Source organism: Serratia sp. CY56464 (assembly GCF_052168435.1).
In the GTDB taxonomy this organism is placed as follows: Bacteria; Pseudomonadota; Gammaproteobacteria; order Enterobacterales; family Enterobacteriaceae; genus Serratia; species Serratia marcescens.
Genome location: NZ_JBJNMV010000001.1, coordinates 27,564 through 45,767, shown reverse-complemented (window position 1 = coordinate 45,767; position 18,204 = coordinate 27,564). Strand labels below are relative to the sequence as shown.

Sequence of the window (18,204 nt, the reverse complement as noted above, 5' to 3'; positions counted from 1 at the left end):
TAGCGGGGGCTTTGTTGTTACGGATGTTCAGTGCGCGCGGCAACCCGGTCAGGCGTTGTTTTCCAACACTTCACGGATACGCGCTTTGTAGGTTTCCAGCTTCTGCGGCGTCATCATGCGGCGCTCGTCATCCAGCACCACACCGCCCACGTCGTCGGCGATGCGCTGCGCCGACTGCAGCATCAGCTTGAAGTTCTGATTGGCGTCGCCGTAAGACGGCACCATCATGAACATCGACACGCCCGGCGTGGAGAAATCGGACATCATGTCAGGATCGAACGACCCCGGCTTGACCATGTTCGCCAGGCTGAACAGCACCGGGCCGCTGCCGGCCGGGCTGATATGGCGGTGGAAGATGCCCATCTCGCCAAACTGGAAGCCCGCTTGCAACACGCTCTGCAGCAGCACTTCGCCGCCGATCACGCCGCCCTGATGGGCCGCGACGTGCAGCACCAGCACGGTCTCTTTCAGTTTAGCCTGTACTGGCGCAGCGGCCGGCTGTTGCGGTGCAGGTTCCGACGCTGGCTTCACTTCCGGCGCTTGCTGCACCGGGGCGGGTTCGGCGTGGAATGCCGGTTCCGCCGCCAGCGGCGCCTCATGTTCATGCGGCAGATCGTCAACGCGTGGCTCGCGGCGCGCGGCCGGTTGCGATTGCTGCGGCTCGGCCGGTTCTTCGTCCGGCGCGTAGTTGTTCAGCAGGATGTCATCATACTCCGGCCGCTGAGACAGCGGAGGCGGCGTCTGATGAGCGGCCGGCTGAACGGCGCGGGGCGCAGGCGCAGCCGCCGGAGCGGGCTTCGGCGCGGCCACGGGTTCTTCGCGTGCGGCATCGAAATGGCCGAATGACGGCTCGTCTTGCGGGTGAGCGGCGCGTACGCGCACCTCACCGACGCCTTCTTCGAGATCGTCGATCGGAGTTTGTTCACGTTCCTTTTGGGAACGTTTGGCTGGGCGATCGCGGAAGAGCGCTGACCGTTCTTTGCGACTGGTCCACAGACCGTGCAATAACAGCGCTATTATGGCGATCGCGCCAACAACGATTAATATCAGACGCAAATCCTGCATCATTGCTATCTCTGTTGTTCCAATACATTGCCACCGCGGCAAACATTCACTCTTTAACTCTATTTGCCCGCGCACACAAGTGCAAGTCCGTGCTGAACTTTATGCCAATAAAGATGATTATACTGCCTTTTTCTGCTGGTTTTTCAGCCAACCCTACCCTAGCCAGTGGAAAATCATCCCTATATGATAATGATGCCTGTTCAGACAACGAGATAACTTAAGATATGTCCTATACGCAGCCCCCTCCCCGATCGACCAGCGGCATTCACTATTTCGCCGAAGGCTGGCGCCTGATTTCACGCCCGGGGATTAAACGCTATGTGGTCCTGCCGTTGCTGGTCAACGTGCTGCTGATGGGTTCCGCTTTCTGGTGGCTGTTCAGCCGCCTCGGCGACTGGATCCCGGCGATGATGAGCCACGTTCCCGACTGGCTGCAATGGTTGAGCTACCTGCTGTGGCCGCTGGCGGTCATTTCGGTGCTGCTGGTGTTCAGCTATCTGTTCAGCACCATCACCAATCTGATCGCCGCGCCGTTCTGCGGTCTGCTGGCCGAACAGCTCGAAGGCAGCCTGACCGGCAAACCGCTGCCGGACACCGGCCTGCTCGGCATCGCCAAAGATCTGCCGCGCATCATGGCGCGCGAATGGCGCAAACTGATGTATTACCTGCCGCGCGCGCTGCTGCTGCTGGCGCTGTACTTCGTGCCCGGCATCGGCCAGACGGTGGCGCCGGTGCTGTGGTTCCTGTTCAGCGCCTGGATGCTGGCGATTCAGTATTGCGACTATCCGTTCGATAACCACAAGGTGAGCTTTGCCGACATGCGCCGCGCACTGCGCCAGCACAAAACCGACAACCTGCAGTTCGGCGCGCTGGTCAGCCTGTTTACCATGATCCCGATCCTCAACCTGGTGATCCTGCCGGTCGCCGTCTGCGGCGCCACCGCGATGTGGGTCGATCGCTACCGCTCGCAATTCGTCCGATAACCGCCGTTTTTTGCCGCCGACAGCGCGGAAATTTTCGACAGGGCGCGCATTTCGCGCCCTTATCATTGTGCTTAAAACTTATTTCCTAATAACATATAGATATACCAATTCTTTACTTCCCTGCCGGTACTGTTAGCGTATGCTTTCGATGTTCCCCACATTTTCATAGAGTTAAAGGACGGGCTATGAGCAAGATATATGAAGACAACTCATTAACAATCGGCCATACGCCGCTGGTTCGTCTGAACCGTATCGGCAACGGACGCATTCTGGCCAAGGTTGAATCACGCAACCCGAGCTTCAGCGTCAAATGCCGCATCGGTGCCAATATGATTTGGGATGCGGAACAACGCGGTGTGCTGACCGCCGGCAAGGAACTGGTGGAGCCGACCAGCGGCAACACCGGCATCGCGCTGGCCTTCGTCGCCGCCGCGCGCGGTTACAAGCTGACGCTGACCATGCCGGAAACCATGAGCATCGAACGCCGCAAGCTGCTCAAGGCGCTGGGCGCCAATCTGGTGCTGACCGAAGGGGCGAAAGGCATGAAAGGCGCCATCGCCAAAGCGGAGGAGATCGTCGCCACCGATCCAAACCGTTACCTGATCCTGCAACAGTTCAGCAACCCGGCCAACCCGGCCATCCATGAAAAAACCACCGGCCCGGAAATCTGGGAAGACACCGATGGGGAAGTCGACGTGTTCATCTCCGGCGTCGGCACCGGCGGCACATTGACCGGCGTCAGCCGCTACATCAAGAACACCAAAGGCAAGGCCATCACGACCGTGGCGGTCGAGCCGACCGACTCGCCGGTCATCAGCCAGGCGCTGGCCGGTGAAGAGCTGAAACCGGGCCCGCACAAGATCCAGGGCATCGGCGCCGGCTTCATACCAGGCAACCTCGATCTTGACCTGGTGGATCGCGTCGAAAAAATCTCCAACGACGAAGCCATCAGCATGGCACGCCGCCTGATGGACGAAGAAGGCATCCTGGCAGGCATCTCCTCCGGCGCAGCGGTCGCAGCGGCGGTAAAACTGGCCGAAGAACCGGCGTTCGCCGACAAGACCATTGTGGTCATCCTGCCCTCTTCCGGCGAACGTTATCTCAGCACCGCGCTGTTCGCCGATCTGTTCACCGAGCAGGAATTGCAGCAGTAATTCCGCCACTGCACAAATCGCTAAAAAAGCACCCTGCGGGGTGCTTTTTTGTGGACTGGATCAAACTTTATAGCAGTCCAAGATTGCTTTTGCCCGTCGCCTTTAGTATTTAACGGTGCATTATTTCGATGCGCAAAATTAATCACTCTCCGAGCCTGGTCGAGGCTGAATCGATTTACTCATCTGTCGCCGACGCGGCGAATCGGGCATAATGGGGAGCGGATTGGAACGACGTCTAAAGCCGAGTTTTTTGATCTGAAGTGCCTAACGCGTCGTTTTCTGTTGCATCAACGTTCGCCCCTGTCCATAGTCAGGCGCTATAACCAGACAAGTTAAAGTCAGGCCCCTGGGCTAAACTTTAACTCCACAACATTAATCCAATAAGTTGGGGAAACATCAATGTTCCAGCAAGAAGTTACTATTACCGCTCCGAATGGTCTGCATACTCGCCCTGCCGCTCAGTTCGTTAAAGAAGCCAAAGGCTTCACGTCTGACATCACCGTGACCTCCAACGGCAAAAGCGCCAGCGCTAAAAGCCTGTTCAAACTGCAAACTCTGGGGCTGACTCAAGGGACCGTAGTGACCATCTCAGCTGAAGGTGAAGACGAGCAGAAAGCCGTTGAGCACTTGGTAAAACTGATGGCAGAGCTTGAGTAATCGGCCCGTCTTTTTAGTTAACACCAGTCAAGAGTAAGGTAGGGTTATGATTTCAGGCATTTTAGTATCACCGGGCATCGCTTTTGGTAAGGCTCTCTTGCTGAAAGAAGACGACATCGTCATCAACCGGAAGAAAATCTCTGCTGATCAAGTAGAGCAGGAAGTCTCGCGTTTTCTGGCTGGCCGCGCGAAAGCGTCCGAACAGCTGGAAGCGATCAAGACCAAAGCTGGCGAAACCTTCGGCGAAGAGAAGGAAGCTATCTTCGAAGGCCACATCATGTTGCTGGAAGACGAAGAGCTTGAGCAGGAAATCATAGCCCTAATCAAAGACGATCTGGCCTCCGCAGACGCCGCCGCCTACACCGTGATCGAAGGCCAGGCGAAAGCGTTGGAAGAGCTGGACGACGAATACCTGAAAGAACGCGCCGCCGACGTGCGCGACATCGGCAAACGCCTGCTGCAGAACATTCTGGGCATGCCGATCGTCGATCTGGGTTCCATTCAGGACGAAGTGATCCTGGTGGCCACCGATCTGACCCCGTCCGAGACCGCGCAGCTGAACCTGGACAAAGTGCTGGGCTTCATCACCGATCTCGGCGGCCGCACCTCCCACACCTCTATCATGGCGCGCTCCCTGGAGCTGCCGGCGATCGTCGGCACCAGCGACGTGACCAAGCAGGTGAAAAACGACGACTACCTGATTCTGGATGCGGTTAACAACAAAATTTACGTTAACCCGACCGCTGATGTGATCGATCAGCTGAAAGCCGCCCAGAACCAATACATCACCGAGAAAAACGATCTGGCCAAGCTGAAGGATCTGCCGGCGATTACGCTGGACGGCCATCAGGTTGAAGTCTGCGCCAACATCGGCACCGTGCGCGACGTCGCGGGTGCAGAGCGCAACGGCGCGGAAGGCGTCGGCCTGTATCGTACCGAATTCCTGTTCATGGATCGCGACTCGCTGCCGACCGAAGACGAGCAGTTCCAGGCTTATAAAGCCGTGGCAGAAGCCATGGGCTCGCAGGCTGTGATCGTCCGCACCATGGACATCGGCGGCGACAAAGACCTGCCGTACATGAACCTGCCGAAGGAAGAGAACCCGTTCCTCGGCTGGCGCGCCATCCGCATCGCGATGGACCGCCGTGAAATCCTGCACGCCCAGCTGCGCGCCATCCTGCGCGCCTCGGCGTTCGGCAAACTGCGCATCATGTTCCCGATGATCATCTCCGTGGAAGAAGTGCGCGATCTGAAAGGCGAAATCGAGACGCTGAAGGCGCAACTGCGCGAAGAAGGCAAGGCGTTTGACGAGAGCATCGAAGTGGGCGTGATGGTGGAAACACCGGCTGCGGCGGTCATCGCTCACCACCTGGCGAAAGAAGTCGACTTCTTTAGTATTGGGACAAACGATCTAACCCAGTATACTCTGGCGGTAGATCGCGGCAACGAGCTGATTTCTCATCTCTATAACCCGATGTCCCCATCAGTGCTTGGCCTGATCAAACAGGTTATTGATGCATCTCACGCGGAAGGCAAGTGGACCGGCATGTGCGGCGAACTGGCTGGCGATGAGCGTGCTACACTGTTGTTATTGGGCATGGGGCTGGATGAGTTCAGCATGAGTGCGATTTCAATCCCGCGCATCAAGAAAATTATTCGTAACACGAATTTCGAAGATGTGAAGGCGTTGGCAGCGCAGGCCTTGGCACAGCCAACGGCACAAGACCTGATGAATTGCGTCAATAAATTCATCGAAGAAAAAACGCTCTGCTAAACTTCCACGACACTGGAACGCCGCCCAATTTAATGCTTAGGAGAAGATCATGGGTTTGTTCGATAAACTGAAATCTCTGGTTTCTGATGACAAGAAAGACACGGGCACTATCGAGATCGTCGCTCCCCTTTCTGGCGAAATCGTCAATATCGAAGATGTGCCGGACGTAGTGTTCGCTGAAAAAATCGTTGGCGACGGTATCGCCATCAAACCGGCCGGCAACAAAATGGTTGCTCCGGTTGACGGCACCATCGGCAAGATTTTCGAAACCAACCATGCATTCTCTATCGAATCCGACAGCGGCATTGAGCTGTTCGTCCACTTCGGCATCGATACCGTAGAACTGAAAGGCGAAGGCTTCAAACGCATCGCCGAAGAAGGCCAGCGCGTCAAGAAAGGCGACGTCGTTATCGAGTTCAACCTGCCACTGCTGGAAGAGAAAGCCAAGTCTACCCTGACGCCGGTCGTTATCTCCAACATGGACGAGATCAAAGAGCTGATCAAACTGTCGGGCAGCGTGACCGTTGGCGAAACCCCGATCATCCGCATCAAGAAGTAATCGCGGATGAGCAAGAAAAACGGCGCCCTCGGCGCCGTTTTTTTTTATCCCCTTCGTCTTTCGAACCGCAGCGTTGTTGGCCGCACGTGCTCACCCCGGTCACTTACCGGAGTAAGCTCCCGGAGATTCCCCCGCTTGCCGCCTAGCTGCAATTCGAAATCCTTTGGGTATGCCGCGGATAATAGGCGTTATCGGCGCAGGCAGTTTGAACATGGGCAGCGCGCAACCTTCGAAGCGTACACGCAGTACGTGACGAAGGCGTGCACTGCCCTAGTTCAAAATGGCAAGTAAGATAGTCTATTATTGCCAGCGCGGGATACGCAGGGTAATGACCAGCCCCTCTTTGTCGCCGTTGCGCGCCTCAACCTGGCCACCGTGCGCCAACACCACCTTGCGGGTAATCGCCAGCCCCAGGCCGTAGCCCTTGCCCGACTGCGCCGACTTCACGCGCACGAACGGATCGAAGATGCTCGACAGCTTCGCCTCTTCGACCCCCGGCCCCTGATCGCTGACGGCGATCTGGAACTGGTTATCGACGCGCGACAGCGCCACCGTCACCCGCTGCCCGTGGATGGAAAAGCGCAGCGCATTGCGCACGATGTTGTCCACCGCTCGCCGCATCAGCTCCGCATTGCCCTTGACGGTATACTCCACGTCCGATTCGGCCTGCAGCACGATATCCACGCCGGGCACCTGCGCCTCGTAGCGCGCATCGCTCACCACCGCATCCACCAGGCCGTACAGATCGAAATACTCTTCGTCCGGCAGGCTGCTGTGTTCGGTACGCGACAGCGCCAGCAGCTCGCCGATCATTTTGTCCAGCCGCCCCGACTCATGTTCGATGCGCTTGAGCGAGGTTTCGACGTTGCCGGCATTCTGTCGCGCCAGTCCGATCGCCAGCTGCAGGCGCGCCAACGGTGAACGCAGCTCGTGCGAGACGTCGTGCAACAGCTGCTCGCGGGCGCTGACCAACAGCTCCAGGCGTTCGGCCATAGTGTCGAAATCGCGCGCCACGTCGGACAGCTCGTCATGGCGGCGCCGCATCGTCGGAAACAGCCGCACCGAGAGATCGCCCTGCGCCACCCGATCCAGGCCGCCGCGCAGCTGACGCATCGGCCGGGTCAGGTTCCAGGCCAGCACGGCGCTGAACAGCAAACCGCCCAGCCCGCCGACCCACAGCATCGGCGCAGGAATGTTGAAGAAGTGGGAACGCCGCTCCGGCCGATACTCTTCCCGCAGCCCGCGCACGTCATAGCTCAGCCAGTAACCCTGCCCTTCCCCGGTCTGCACCCAGGCGGAAATCGCTTTCGGCATCCGCCGCCCTTCAAACACCGGTTCTTCCGGCGCAGGCGGCGGTTGGGTCATTGGCGTCACCGACAGCAGACGCCGATCGTCCTCGGGCCAGTCGCGCATCAAGGCTTCCAGCGCCGGCATGCCGCCGCGGCGCAACTGAGTGGCGGCCGAGGTCAGCTGCAGGCCGATGACCCGCCGCGCCATGACGTTCTCCGGCGGCACATAGCGATCGCCATAGAGAGAAAACGCCACCCACAGCGCCTGCGTCATGATGAGAAAGGTCAGCCAAAAGCCGAGTAAAATTTTCCAGAACAGTCTTCCGCGCATGTCAGGTTACCGAATGCGATAGCCGATGCTGCGCACCGTCTCGATGCTGAGCTTACTGCCGGCCAGCGCGCTCAGCTTCTGGCGGATATTGCTGATATGCACGTCCACGCTGCGATCATAGGCCTCGCGCGGGCGCCCCAGCCCCTTCTCGGACAGTTCGTCCTTCGATACCACACGATCCGGCGCGCGCAGCAACAGCTCCAACAGATTGAATTCCGAAGCGGTCAGATCAAACGCCTTACCGCGCCATTCGCTGCTGCGGGTTGAAGGGTTCAGCGTCAGCTCGCCGAAGCTGATGGCGGCCTCCTCGTCCGCCTCTTGCGGCCGCTCTTCGAAACGGCGCAGCACCGCGCGCAGACGCGCCACCAATTCGCGCGGGTAGCACGGTTTGGGCATGTAATCGTCAGCACCCATCTCCAGGCCAATCACCCGATCGATGTTGTCGCCTTTGGCGGTCAGCATGATGATCGGCAGCCGGCTCTTTTTACGCACATCGCGCAGCACGTCGATGCCGCTCATGTCCGGCAGCATGATGTCGAGGATCATCGCGGTATAGTCGCCCGACAGCGCGCCCTCAACCCCCGCCTTGCCGGTCAGCACCAGCGTGGCGTCGAAGCCTTCGCCCGTCAGGTATTCGCTCAGCATGGTGCCAAGCTCCAGGTCATCGTCGACCAGTAAAATTTTCATGCCTTGCTCCTTCACCGATTTTCGTTATTTTCCCGCCAATTCCGCCGGCCCGCAGCCGGTTTTACTCAATCCTTACACATCGCTCTTTGCGTCTCGCCACCGTTATTGTGGTCGCTGCCGCGCAATTTCTCTACTTCAGTCATGGCATTGGCGCACGAGCAAGCGGCAGCTACCACGCAAGCGGGGCTGCCGTCTGTCGGAAGGAAAGTGGGAAAGATTCTCCCGACGGAACACACCGCCGGGAAGGAGCGATCAGTCGAACACGCCGGTAGAGAGGTAACGGTCGCCGCGATCGCAGACGATCGCCACCACCACGCTGCCAGGATGGGCCGCCGCGATGCGCAAGGCGCCGGCTACGGCACCGCCGGAGCTGACGCCGCAGAAAATGCCTTCACGCTGCGCCAACTGGCGCATGGTCTGCTCGGCATCGCCCTGTTCGATATCCAACACCTGATCCACCAGCTCCGGGCGGAAAATCCCCGGCAGGTAAGCGGGCGACCAACGGCGAATGCCGGGGATGCTGCTGCCCTCCGCAGGCTGCAGGCCGACGATCTGCACCTGCGGGTTCTGGCTTTTCAGATAACCGCCCACGCCGGTAATGGTGCCGGTGGTGCCCATGCTGGAAACGAAGTGCGTGATACGCCCTTCGGTCTGGCGCCAGATCTCCGGGCCGGTGGTGGTGAAGTGGGCATAGGGATTGTCGAGATTGTTAAACTGATCCAGCACCTTGCCCTGCCCCTGGCGCTGCATCTCCAGCGCCAGATCGCGCGCCCCTTCCATCCCCTGCTCACGGCTGACCAGGATCAGTTCCGCACCGTAGGCGCGCATCGCCGCCTGCCGCTCCAGGCTCATGTTCTCCGGCATCAGCAGCTTCAGCGCATAGCCTTTCAATGCAGCGATCATCGCCAGCGCAATGCCGGTGTTGCCGCTGGTGGCCTCGATCAGCACGTCGCCGGGCTTGATCTCACCGCGCAGCTCCGCCTGCTGAATCATCGCCAACGCGGCGCGATCCTTCACCGATCCCGCCGGGTTGTTGCCTTCCAGTTTGACCCATACCTCGCTGCCCGCCTGGGCGGCCAGCCGTTGCAGTTTTACCAGCGGGGTATTCCCGATGCATTGTTCGAGCGTTGTCACGATCTTTGCCTGTGTGTTGGTGTGCGTAAAGTAAAAAGGCAACCCCGGGGTTGCCTTGAAGAAAAGGACGGCTAAAACCTATCAGGCGCTTTTGGCTAACGCAACAGGTTGCAGCAGTTGATCGCCGGCATACAGCCGCGCATTGAGGCTGCCGACGTAATAACGGCCGCCGCGCACCGGCGTGGCGTTGCCTTCCGGCAACACTATGCTTATCGGTTCCTGATGCCAGCCGATCGGCTGCACCGTCAGTTGCCAGAAATGGCCGCGCGGGCTGACTTCCAATACCTGAACCGGCAGTGGGCAGCGCTCGCTGCTCTCGGTCGCCACTTCCATTTCCCACGGGCGCAGGAACAGATCGACGCTGCCCTGGTGCATCGGCTGGAACGACAGCGGCCACTGGTGCGCGCCGACGAACAGCTGGGAGCCGCGAATTTCGCCGTTCAGACGGTTCACTTCCCCCATAAACTCCAGCACGAAACGGCTGGCCGGCTCGCGCATAATCTCCTCCGGCGAGCCAACCTGTTCAATATTGCCCTGGCTCATCACCACGATGCGGTCGGCCACTTCCATCGCCTCTTCCTGATCGTGGGTGACGAATACGCTGGTGAACTTCAGCTCTTCGTGCAGCTGGCGCAGCCAGCGACGCAGCTCTTTACGCACCTGCGCATCCAGCGCGCCAAACGGCTCGTCCAGCAGCAGAATTTGCGGTTCCACCGCCAGGGCGCGCGCCAGCGCCACGCGTTGTTTCTGGCCGCCGGACAGCTGCGACGGGTAGCGATTGGCCAAATGGCCAAGCTGCACCATGTCCAGCAACTGAGTGACTTTCTGTTTGATCGCCGCAGCGTTCGGCCGCTCGCGGCGCGGCAGCACGGTCAGGCCAAAGGCGATATTGTCGAACACCGTCATGTGGCGGAACAGCGCATAGTGCTGAAACACGAAGCCGACACGTCTGTCGCGCGCATGCATGTGGCTGACGTCGGTACCGTGAAAACCCAGCTTGCCGCCGCTCTGGCTTTCCAGCCCGGCGATGATGCGCAGCAGCGTGGTCTTGCCGGAACCGGATGGACCGAGCAGCGCCACCATCTCGCCGGAAGCAATATCGAGCGAGATATCGTTCAATACCTTGGTGCGACCGAAGTACTTGTTGATGCCGTTAATCTCAATGCTCATGATTTTCCTCCCGCTCAAGACGCGCATTTTGACGTTCCAGACGCCACTGCAGCGCACTCTTCAAAAATAGGGTAACGATCGCCATCAGGGTCAGCAGCGCGGCAGCGGTAAAAGCGCCGACGGTGTTGTAATCCTGCTGCAACAGCTCGACCTGCAGCGGCAGGCTGTAGGTTTCGCCGCGAATCGAACCAGACACCACCGACACCGCGCCGAACTCGCCGATGGCGCGCGCGTTGGTCAGCACCACGCCGTACAGCAACGCCCAGCGAATGTTGGGCAGCGTCACGCGGCGGAACATCTGCCAGCCGGACGCCCCCAGCAGAATGGCGGCCTCATCTTCCTGGCTGCCCTGGCTGAGCATCATCGGCACCAGCTCGCGCACCACGAAGGGACAGGTGACGAAGATGGTCACCAGCACCATGCCCGGCCAGGAGAACATGATCTGGATGTTATGCGCATCCAGCCAGCCGCCCAGCAGGCCGTTGCTGCCGTAAAACAGCAGATAAATCAGCCCCGCCACCACCGGTGAAACGGCGAACGGGATGTCGATCAGCGTCAGCAGCAGCTGGCGGCCGGGGAAGGTGAAACGCGTCACCAGCCACGCCAGCAACGTACCGAACACCAGGTTGAACGGCACGGTGATCAGCGCGATCAAGACCGTCAGCCAGATGGCGTGCAGCATGTCCGGATCGAGCAAGTTGCTCCACATCGCGCCAACCCCTTTGGAGAAGGCCTCGGCGAAAATCGACATCATCGGCACCACCAGCAGCAGCACCGAGAACAGCGTACCGATAGCGATCAGCGTCCACTTGCCCCAGTTGACGCGCGGGCGCTCGGCGCCGTTGAAGGCGGAAATATCAGCCATCAGTGCCCTCCTCCTAAACGTCTGCCGAAGCGGCTTTGCAAGACGTTAATGCTGAACAGCAGCAGCAGCGACGCCGCAAGGATCACCGAGGCGATGGCGCTGGCCGCCGGATAATCGAATTCCTGCAAACGCACAAAAATCATCAGCGAGGTCACTTCCGTCTTCCAGGCGATATTGCCGGCGATGAAAATCACCGCCCCGAACTCGCCCAGACTGCGGGTAAAGGAAATGGCGGTGCCGGCCAGCAGCGCCGGCGCCACTTCAGGCAGCACCACGCGGCGAAAACTCTGCCAGCGCGTGGCGCCCAGCGTCTCGGCCGCCTCTTCGTACTCCGGCCCTAACTCTTCCAGCACCGGCTGCACGGTACGCACCACAAACGGCAGGCTGGTGAACGCCATCGCCACCGCGATCCCAAGCCAGGTGAAGGTGACCTTGATGTCAAAGTGCGCCAGCCACTGGCCGTACCAGCCCGTGGTGGAAAACAGACCGGCCAGCGTCAGGCCGGCTACCGCCGTCGGCAGCGCGAACGGCAAATCGATCAGGCCGTCCAGCAGCGAACGGCCGGGAAAACGGTAGCGCGTCAGGATCCAGGCCATCAGCATACCGAACACCGCGTTGAACAGGCTGGCGACGCCGGCCGCCAGCAGCGTCACTTTATACGCCGCCACCACCTGCGGGTTGGAAATCACTTCCCAGTACTGCGCCAGGCTCATCTGCGCCAGCTGCATCACCAGCGCGGTGAGCGGCAGCAGCAGGATCAAACAGGTATAAAACAGGCTGCTGCCGAGGCTGAGGCCAAATCCGGGCAGCACCCGCTTACTGGACGACAACGCCAACATTTACTTGCGCCCTGCCGCTAACAGCTGATCCAGCTCGCCGCCGGTGGCGAAGTGGGTTTGCATCACCTGCGGCCAGCCGCCGAACTGGTCTTCCACCCGGAACAGTTGGGTGTCCGGGAATTGCCCCTTCGCGGCAGCCATCGCTTTCTGGTCATAGACGCGGTAGTAGAAGCTGGTGATCACCTGCTGCGCCGCCGGGCTGTAGAGGTAGTTCAGATAGGCTTTGGCCGCCTGCTCGGTGCCGTTGCGCTCGACGTTTTTGTCGACCCAGGCCACCGGGAACTCCGCCAGAATATCGACCGGCGGCACGATCACTTCGTACTTGTCTTCACCGTATTGCTTGCGGATGTTGTTCACTTCGGACTCGAAGCTGATCAGCACGTCGCCCAAACCGCGCTCGACGAAGGTGGTGGTCGCGCCGCGGCCGCCGGTATCGAACACCAGCACGTTTTTCAGGAAGCGGGTCATGAAGGCGCGGGTCTTGGCCGCATCGTTGCCGTCAGCCTGGCTGGCCGCGCCCCAGGCGGCCAGATAGGTGTAACGGCCGTTGCCGGAGGTTTTCGGGTTCGGGAACACCAGCTTCACGTCGTCGCGCACCAGATCGTTCCAGGTGTGGATACCCTTCGGGTTGTCCTTGCGCACCAGAAACGCCATGGTGGAATAGAACGGCGAGCTGTTGTTCGGCAGGCGCGCCTGCCAGTCCGCCGGGATCAGCTGCCCGCGATCGTGCAGGATCTGCACGTCGGTGACCTGGTTGTACGTCACCACGTCGGCACGCAGGCCCTGCAGGATCGCCAGCGCCTGCTTCGACGAGCCGGCGTGCGATTGTTTGATGGTCAGCTTGTCGTTCGGATGCTGCTGATTCCACTGCTGTTCAAAGCCGGGATTCAGCGCGACGAACAATTCACGGGAAACGTCATAAGAGCTGTTCAGCATTTCCGCCGCCGACGCGGCGCCGCTCGCCAACAGCGCAGCCGCCAGCCAACCTTTCAGCACGAGATTTTTAACCCGGTTTTGTTTCATTCTGCACCTTATCACTGAGTCATTCCTTCAGGCTTTCGCCTTATTGACGACCAGTGTATTTATAACTCGGTGCGGAGCTGTAACGCTTTTATATACCGTTTAGTGATTTACAAGCATCAAACGCTATAAGGCAGGGAATGCGAGGCGTTTTCGGGACGGGAAAACGGACCGAAGCCGGACGCGCCGGCTTCGGCGACGGCGTCAAAGTGACAGCAGGCGCGTCAGCGATGGCGCAAAGTAGTAGCTGCCGGTCACTGCACGGCTGAAGCGCAACATCGCGTCACGTTTGCCGTCCAGATCGCCGAACATGCTCAGCAGCTGCTGCTCGATATTGTGCAAGCGCGCGCAATAGGCGATGAAGAACAGGCCGTGCTTGCCGCTGGCGGTGCCGTAAGGCAGGCTCTGACGCAGAATTTTCAGGCCCTTGCCGTTCTCTTTCAAATCGACGCGGCTGACGTGCGAGGTATCCGGGCGCCGATCCGCCGGCAGCTCTTCGCTATCGTGCTTGGTGCGGCCGATGATCTGCTCCTGCTGTTCGGTGGTAAAGCGCTGCCACTGGCGCAGGTTGTGCTCGTAGCGTTGCACCAGCACGTAGCTGCCGCCTGCGTCCTCTTCGCCTTCGGCGATCGTCGCCACTGCCGGGCGCTGATCGCCCTGCGGATTTTCGGTGCCGTCGACGAAGCCGCTCAGATCGCGCTCTTCCACCCAGCGGAAACCGTGGGTTTCTTCTTCAATCTTGATGACGTTGCCGAACGCCGCCAACGCCGCCTGCGCCAGCGTGAAGTTGACGTCGTGACGCAGCGACTGGATGTGGATCAGCATATCGCGCTGGGTGGCCGGCGCCAGCCCTTTGCCGAGCGGCGTGAACGGCTTCAACTCTTTCGCGCCCTGGCCGCTGGAGAGATCGTGCCAGACGTCGTAACCGAAAGCGATCACCGCGCCGAGGCGCGCATCGGGGAACTGCTGCTGCAGCTCGCTCAGGGTCTGACAAAACTGCTTGCAGCCCTGGCGCAAGTCGGCGAATTCGCCCTGTACGCTGGCTTCCATAAAAATGGCGAAACGGCAGTGCTCCAGCAGAATGCCGCTCTGAACCTGTGTCATGTTGTTATCCTCAATACCAAAACCAGGCAACAGGTATGGCGGTTGACGCGCGGGTTCCCTGTTACAAACGCGCGCTATCATACCGCAAGCGCGGGCGATTGCCTTGCAGCAGCGCAAAGAAAATAGGGGTAATGGCGTGAAAAGGCAGGCGCCGCGAACCGGCGCCCGTTGAACGCGTTACTGCTGCGGCTTGGCGTGCCAGATGATTTTGCTGACCGTCCAGCTTTTCAGGGTGTCGTCCGGCGGAATGATATCCTGCGCCCCGGCCCACTTGCCGCTGAAGATGTAGGTGACGTACTTGCTCTGCTCCGCCACGCACTCCACTTTACCGGCGTCTTCGCCGCTGCCCGGCTTACAGGAGCCGAACGCCTTGCTGTACATATCGCCGAACGGCGTGCCGAGCTTGTTGCCCCACTCCGTCGCCACTTTCGGATCCAGCACGTCCACGCGCTGCAGGCGCCCTTTCGGTTCGCCGGTGATCACCAGTTTCACTTCGTCGCCGGACAGCGCCTGGTAATAAGAGACGATCTGGCCGTTGTTGGTCGCCATGCCGCCGCGCAGGCGGTAGTTGCCGTCCAGCCCGTCATTGATGGCGCTTTCCGACATCGGCGTGCCAGCGTTGAGCTTGCCGACGCCCTTGGCGCCGACCTCCAGGCTGCTGCCGAACCAGTTGAACGGCGACAGGCTGGACCAAGAGAAATTGGACATGCTCGAACAGCCGGTCAGTAACAACGGAAGCCCTAACAACAGGGGGCGAATATTCATCTCTAGCTCCTTAAACATCAATGGCTCGGGGCGGTAACCCGCCCCTGCCGCACTCGGCGTTTTACTGCATGCCAGCCTCTCACAACGGCCCGCACTACGCCAACGGTTGCCAGCTTGGAGTGCGGAAAATGCGAAAAGTGCCGCACTTCTCGGCAATTAGTCGGCGTGCTCCGCCGGCGCGAAACAGGCTTTCAGACGCGCATTCAGCAACAGATAGCTCAGCGCCAGCGCGTCGAGTAACGCCAACGCCAGCTCCAGCCCCGGCGCATCGCCGTCCTGGCGCCACAGGCTGAACAGCGAGCCGCCGAGCGACGCCAGCAGCGAGACAGCCAGCCCCCAGCGCCAACCGCGCCACAGCCGCGGCCATTGGTGGCGACGGCCGCTCAGCAAAAACGCCAGCGCCGCCGGCAGACCGAGCAGCATGCCGTACCAAAAGCGTTGGGTATCCGGATAAAACAGCGCCAGCAAGCTTTCGCCCTGCTCATGCGAAACGCCGGCCATCACGAACAATAGCCAGGTGCGCGCCTGCAAAATCAGCACGGCCCAAAATCCCAGCGGCAGCCGCAGCGCGCCGTGCTGGTCGTAATCATCCGGGGAAAACCGGGGTGAGAATGGCTTCAACGATCGTTCCTTGCCAACAGAATAAAGACTATGGCTACAGATGGGCGCCGGCGATGGGAATTTCAATGCGTCGGCTTAAGAAGCTCTTAAGATCGGCGTGTTTTAATCCCTATCACTAAGCAAGCCCCCGATATCAGCGGGATGTGATTTTCAATAACGATAAGGAAGCGCAACATGAAAAAACTGACTCTGGCCGCTCTGATCGCGCTGTGCAGCGCACCGGTACTGGCGCAACAAGGCGGGTTCCTCGATCCGGCCGCGCCGCAGGCTCAAACGCAAACCACCGCACAAGGTGGTTTCTCCGGCCCCAGCGCGGCGCTGACCACCGTGGACAAGGTGAAATCGCTGAGCGACGACACCTGGGTGATGCTGCAGGGCAACATCGAGCAGCGCATCGGCGACGATACCTACACCTTCCGCGACGCCACCGGCACCCTGACGGTCGAGATCGATCGCAAGCGCTGGAACGGCCAAACCGTCACGCCGAAAGACAAGGTGCAGTTGGAAGGGAAAGTGGATAAAGACTGGAGCAGCGTGGAAGTGGACGTGAAAACCGTCAAAAAGCTGCCGTAATGCGATGCGGCGGGCGGGCTATACCGCCGTCCGCCGCTCGATCAATATTCCTGATCTTCGATCAGCCGCTTGCCCAGGCTGGTGATGCCCTGGATTTCGTAGCCGAGCTTCTCGTACATCTCAACCACCGTGTCGTTGTCTTCGCGCACCATAATTTGGATCTTCGGGCAGCCGCGGGCGATCAGCTTCTTCTCCAGACGGTTGATCAACGCATTGGCGATGCCGCGCCCGCGATAGTCGGGATGCACCCCGAGGTAATACGCCGAGCCGCGGTGGCCGTCATAGCCGCCCATCACCGAACCGACCACTTCGCCGCCGACTTCCGCCACCAGGAACAGCTCCGGATCGTGGTTCAGCTTGCGCTCGATGTCCATTTCCGGATCGTTCCAGGGCCGCAGCAGATCGCAGCGCTCCCACAGGGTAATGACTTCTTCAAAGTCGTCTTGTCGAAATACGCGAATTTCCATCGATGTTGGCCGCTGTTAATTAAGGTGTTTATCTGATTATCGCGTGATTATTCACTTACGCAATATCAAACTGCGATTTAGCGCGCTATTTTGCCCGGAAATCGCCGGTAACAGGCGTAATAAATGGAAATAGTTATCGGGTCGATTAATGATTATCAATACGATATAACGTCGCAAAATAGAAACGTCGACGGAGCGTTGCGTAATGAAAAAGCAGGGTAAACAATTCCTCAATTTTAAGCCGCTTGCCGTTTCCCCGACGCGACGCCAACTGTTGCTTTCCGGCCTGGCGGTGGCGCTGTTCGGCGTGAAAAACCACAGCGCCAAGGCGGAAGGCCTGCTGCGCAATCAGCACAGCAAACCGGCGGCGAAACCGGCCGGCGGCAAAAAGCGGGTGATGATCGATCCCGGCCACGGCGGCATCGACTCCGGCGCGGTCGGCCACGAAGGCTCGCAGGAAAAACACATCGTGCTGGAAATCGCCAACCACGTGCGCCGTTTCCTGCATGAGCACGATCACGTCGAGGCGCGCCTGACGCGCGAAGAAGATGAGTTCATTCCGCTGTTCCAGCGGGTCGAGATCGCCCACCAGCACCAGGCCGACCTGTTCATTTCGATTCACGCCGACGGCTTTACCAGCCCGTCGGCCTCCGGCGCTTCGGTGTTCGCCCTCTCCAACCGCGGCGCCAGCAGCGCCATGGCGCGCTACCTGTCCAACCGTGAAAACGCCGCCGACGACGTGGCGGGCGGCAAGTACAAGGATCAGGACAACTACCTGCAGCAGGTGCTGTTCGATCTGGTGCAAACCGACACCATCAACAACAGCCTGACGCTCGGCCGCCACGTGCTCGGTCAAATTCGCCCGGTGCACCATCTGCACAGCGACAGCACCGAACAGGCGGCGTTCGCGGTGCTGAAATCCCCGTCCATCCCCTCGGTGTTGGTGGAAACCTCGTTCATCACCAACCCGAACGAAGAACGGCTGCTGGGCACCACCGCGTTTCGCGAGAAAATCGCCCGCGCCATCGCGGACGGCATCGTCAACTTCTTCGACTATTTCGACGCACACCAACGCAAACCCCGCTGATGCCGCGGGCGGCGAATAAGAGTATACTCAGCGCCTTGTTCAGCCAGACGCTATAAAGAC

General features: G+C 59.8%; 19 protein-coding genes. 7 read left to right on the top strand and 12 right to left on the bottom strand.

Annotated elements, in window-relative coordinates:
* Positions 1–48: 48 nt before the first annotated feature.
* Complete coding sequence (zipA, locus tag ACJ8KE_RS00230) at positions 49–1,068, bottom strand: cell division protein ZipA (RefSeq protein ID WP_306376892.1); 1,020 nt, start codon at positions 1,066–1,068, stop codon at positions 49–51.
* 221 nt (positions 1,069–1,289) lie between these two features.
* Here zipA and cysZ point away from each other — a divergent pair, with 221 nt between their 5' ends.
* The 5 genes from cysZ (at position 1,290) to crr (ending at position 6,192) form a co-directional block, all read left to right on the top strand.
* Positions 1,290–2,048 carry a sulfate transporter CysZ gene (gene cysZ / locus ACJ8KE_RS00225; protein ID WP_033639704.1) on the top strand — a complete coding sequence of 253 codons (759 nt, stop codon included), beginning with the start codon at positions 1,290–1,292 and terminating at the stop codon, positions 2,046–2,048.
* A gap of 185 nt (positions 2,049–2,233) precedes the next feature.
* The gene (gene cysK, locus ACJ8KE_RS00220) at positions 2,234–3,202 is read left to right on the top strand and encodes a cysteine synthase A (protein WP_016926786.1); all 969 of its coding nucleotides are present in this window, start codon (positions 2,234–2,236) and stop codon (positions 3,200–3,202) included.
* A gap of 399 nt (positions 3,203–3,601) precedes the next feature.
* Positions 3,602–3,859 carry a phosphocarrier protein Hpr gene (ptsH, locus tag ACJ8KE_RS00215; protein WP_004936458.1) on the top strand — a complete coding sequence of 86 codons (258 nt, stop codon included), beginning with the start codon at positions 3,602–3,604 and terminating at the stop codon, positions 3,857–3,859.
* A gap of 46 nt (positions 3,860–3,905) precedes the next feature.
* Complete coding sequence (gene ptsI / locus ACJ8KE_RS00210; RefSeq protein WP_015378671.1) at positions 3,906–5,633, top strand: phosphoenolpyruvate-protein phosphotransferase PtsI; 1,728 nt, start codon at positions 3,906–3,908, stop codon at positions 5,631–5,633.
* 49 nt (positions 5,634–5,682) lie between these two features.
* Positions 5,683–6,192 (top strand): PTS glucose transporter subunit IIA, encoded by a 510-nt coding sequence (gene crr / locus ACJ8KE_RS00205; protein ID WP_004936467.1) that lies wholly within the window; start codon positions 5,683–5,685, stop codon positions 6,190–6,192.
* Between the two features lie 300 nt (positions 6,193–6,492).
* Here crr and ACJ8KE_RS00200 read toward each other — a convergent pair whose 3' ends face one another.
* The 10 genes from ACJ8KE_RS00200 to ACJ8KE_RS00155 all read right to left on the bottom strand — a co-directional run bounded on the left by ACJ8KE_RS00200 (position 6,493) and on the right by ACJ8KE_RS00155 (position 16,017).
* A complete protein-coding gene (locus ACJ8KE_RS00200) occupies positions 6,493–7,812 on the bottom strand; it encodes an ATP-binding protein (RefSeq protein ID WP_079452164.1) in 1,320 nt (439 codons plus the stop codon).
* Positions 7,813–7,818: 6 nt separating this feature from the next.
* Entirely contained in the window at positions 7,819–8,499 is a 681-nt protein-coding gene (locus ACJ8KE_RS00195) for a response regulator transcription factor (protein ID WP_016926783.1), read from the bottom strand.
* Between the two features lie 252 nt (positions 8,500–8,751).
* On the bottom strand, positions 8,752–9,633 hold the full coding sequence (gene cysM / locus ACJ8KE_RS00190; RefSeq protein ID WP_123867776.1) for a cysteine synthase CysM: 882 nt from the start codon (positions 9,631–9,633) through the stop codon (positions 8,752–8,754).
* Positions 9,634–9,714: 81 nt separating this feature from the next.
* Positions 9,715–10,803 (bottom strand): sulfate/thiosulfate ABC transporter ATP-binding protein CysA, encoded by a 1,089-nt coding sequence (cysA, locus tag ACJ8KE_RS00185; RefSeq protein ID WP_025303786.1) that lies wholly within the window; start codon positions 10,801–10,803, stop codon positions 9,715–9,717.
* On the bottom strand, positions 10,793–11,668 hold the full coding sequence (gene cysW / locus ACJ8KE_RS00180; protein ID WP_021505625.1) for a sulfate/thiosulfate ABC transporter permease CysW: 876 nt from the start codon (positions 11,666–11,668) through the stop codon (positions 10,793–10,795). The genes cysA and cysW overlap by 11 nt, the downstream gene beginning before the upstream one ends.
* Positions 11,668–12,507 carry a sulfate/thiosulfate ABC transporter permease CysT gene (gene cysT / locus ACJ8KE_RS00175; RefSeq protein WP_019453852.1) on the bottom strand — a complete coding sequence of 280 codons (840 nt, stop codon included), beginning with the start codon at positions 12,505–12,507 and terminating at the stop codon, positions 11,668–11,670. The genes cysW and cysT overlap by 1 nt, the downstream gene beginning before the upstream one ends.
* Positions 12,508–13,530 carry a sulfate ABC transporter substrate-binding protein gene (locus ACJ8KE_RS00170; RefSeq protein WP_442517050.1) on the bottom strand — a complete coding sequence of 341 codons (1,023 nt, stop codon included), beginning with the start codon at positions 13,528–13,530 and terminating at the stop codon, positions 12,508–12,510. It abuts the gene before it with no gap.
* A 201-nt stretch (positions 13,531–13,731) separates the two neighbouring features.
* Positions 13,732–14,631 carry a Dyp-type peroxidase gene (locus ACJ8KE_RS00165; RefSeq protein ID WP_308383456.1) on the bottom strand — a complete coding sequence of 300 codons (900 nt, stop codon included), beginning with the start codon at positions 14,629–14,631 and terminating at the stop codon, positions 13,732–13,734.
* Between the two features lie 177 nt (positions 14,632–14,808).
* Complete coding sequence (locus tag ACJ8KE_RS00160) at positions 14,809–15,396, bottom strand: RpoE-regulated lipoprotein (protein ID WP_004936494.1); 588 nt, start codon at positions 15,394–15,396, stop codon at positions 14,809–14,811.
* A 156-nt stretch (positions 15,397–15,552) separates the two neighbouring features.
* Complete coding sequence (locus ACJ8KE_RS00155; protein ID WP_079452163.1) at positions 15,553–16,017, bottom strand: DUF2919 domain-containing protein; 465 nt, start codon at positions 16,015–16,017, stop codon at positions 15,553–15,555.
* 174 nt (positions 16,018–16,191) lie between these two features.
* Here ACJ8KE_RS00155 and ACJ8KE_RS00150 point away from each other — a divergent pair, with 174 nt between their 5' ends.
* Entirely contained in the window at positions 16,192–16,590 is a 399-nt protein-coding gene (locus tag ACJ8KE_RS00150) for a YgiW/YdeI family stress tolerance OB fold protein (protein ID WP_016926776.1), read from the top strand.
* A 41-nt stretch (positions 16,591–16,631) separates the two neighbouring features.
* Here ACJ8KE_RS00150 and ACJ8KE_RS00145 read toward each other — a convergent pair whose 3' ends face one another.
* Positions 16,632–17,057, bottom strand: a complete 426-nt coding sequence (locus tag ACJ8KE_RS00145; RefSeq protein WP_004936504.1) for a GNAT family acetyltransferase — start codon at positions 17,055–17,057, stop codon at positions 16,632–16,634.
* A gap of 205 nt (positions 17,058–17,262) precedes the next feature.
* Between ACJ8KE_RS00145 and amiA the strand changes: the two genes are divergently transcribed.
* Entirely contained in the window at positions 17,263–18,144 is an 882-nt protein-coding gene (gene amiA, locus ACJ8KE_RS00140) for an N-acetylmuramoyl-L-alanine amidase AmiA (protein WP_049299544.1), read from the top strand.
* The last annotated feature ends 60 nt before the right edge of the window (positions 18,145–18,204 follow it).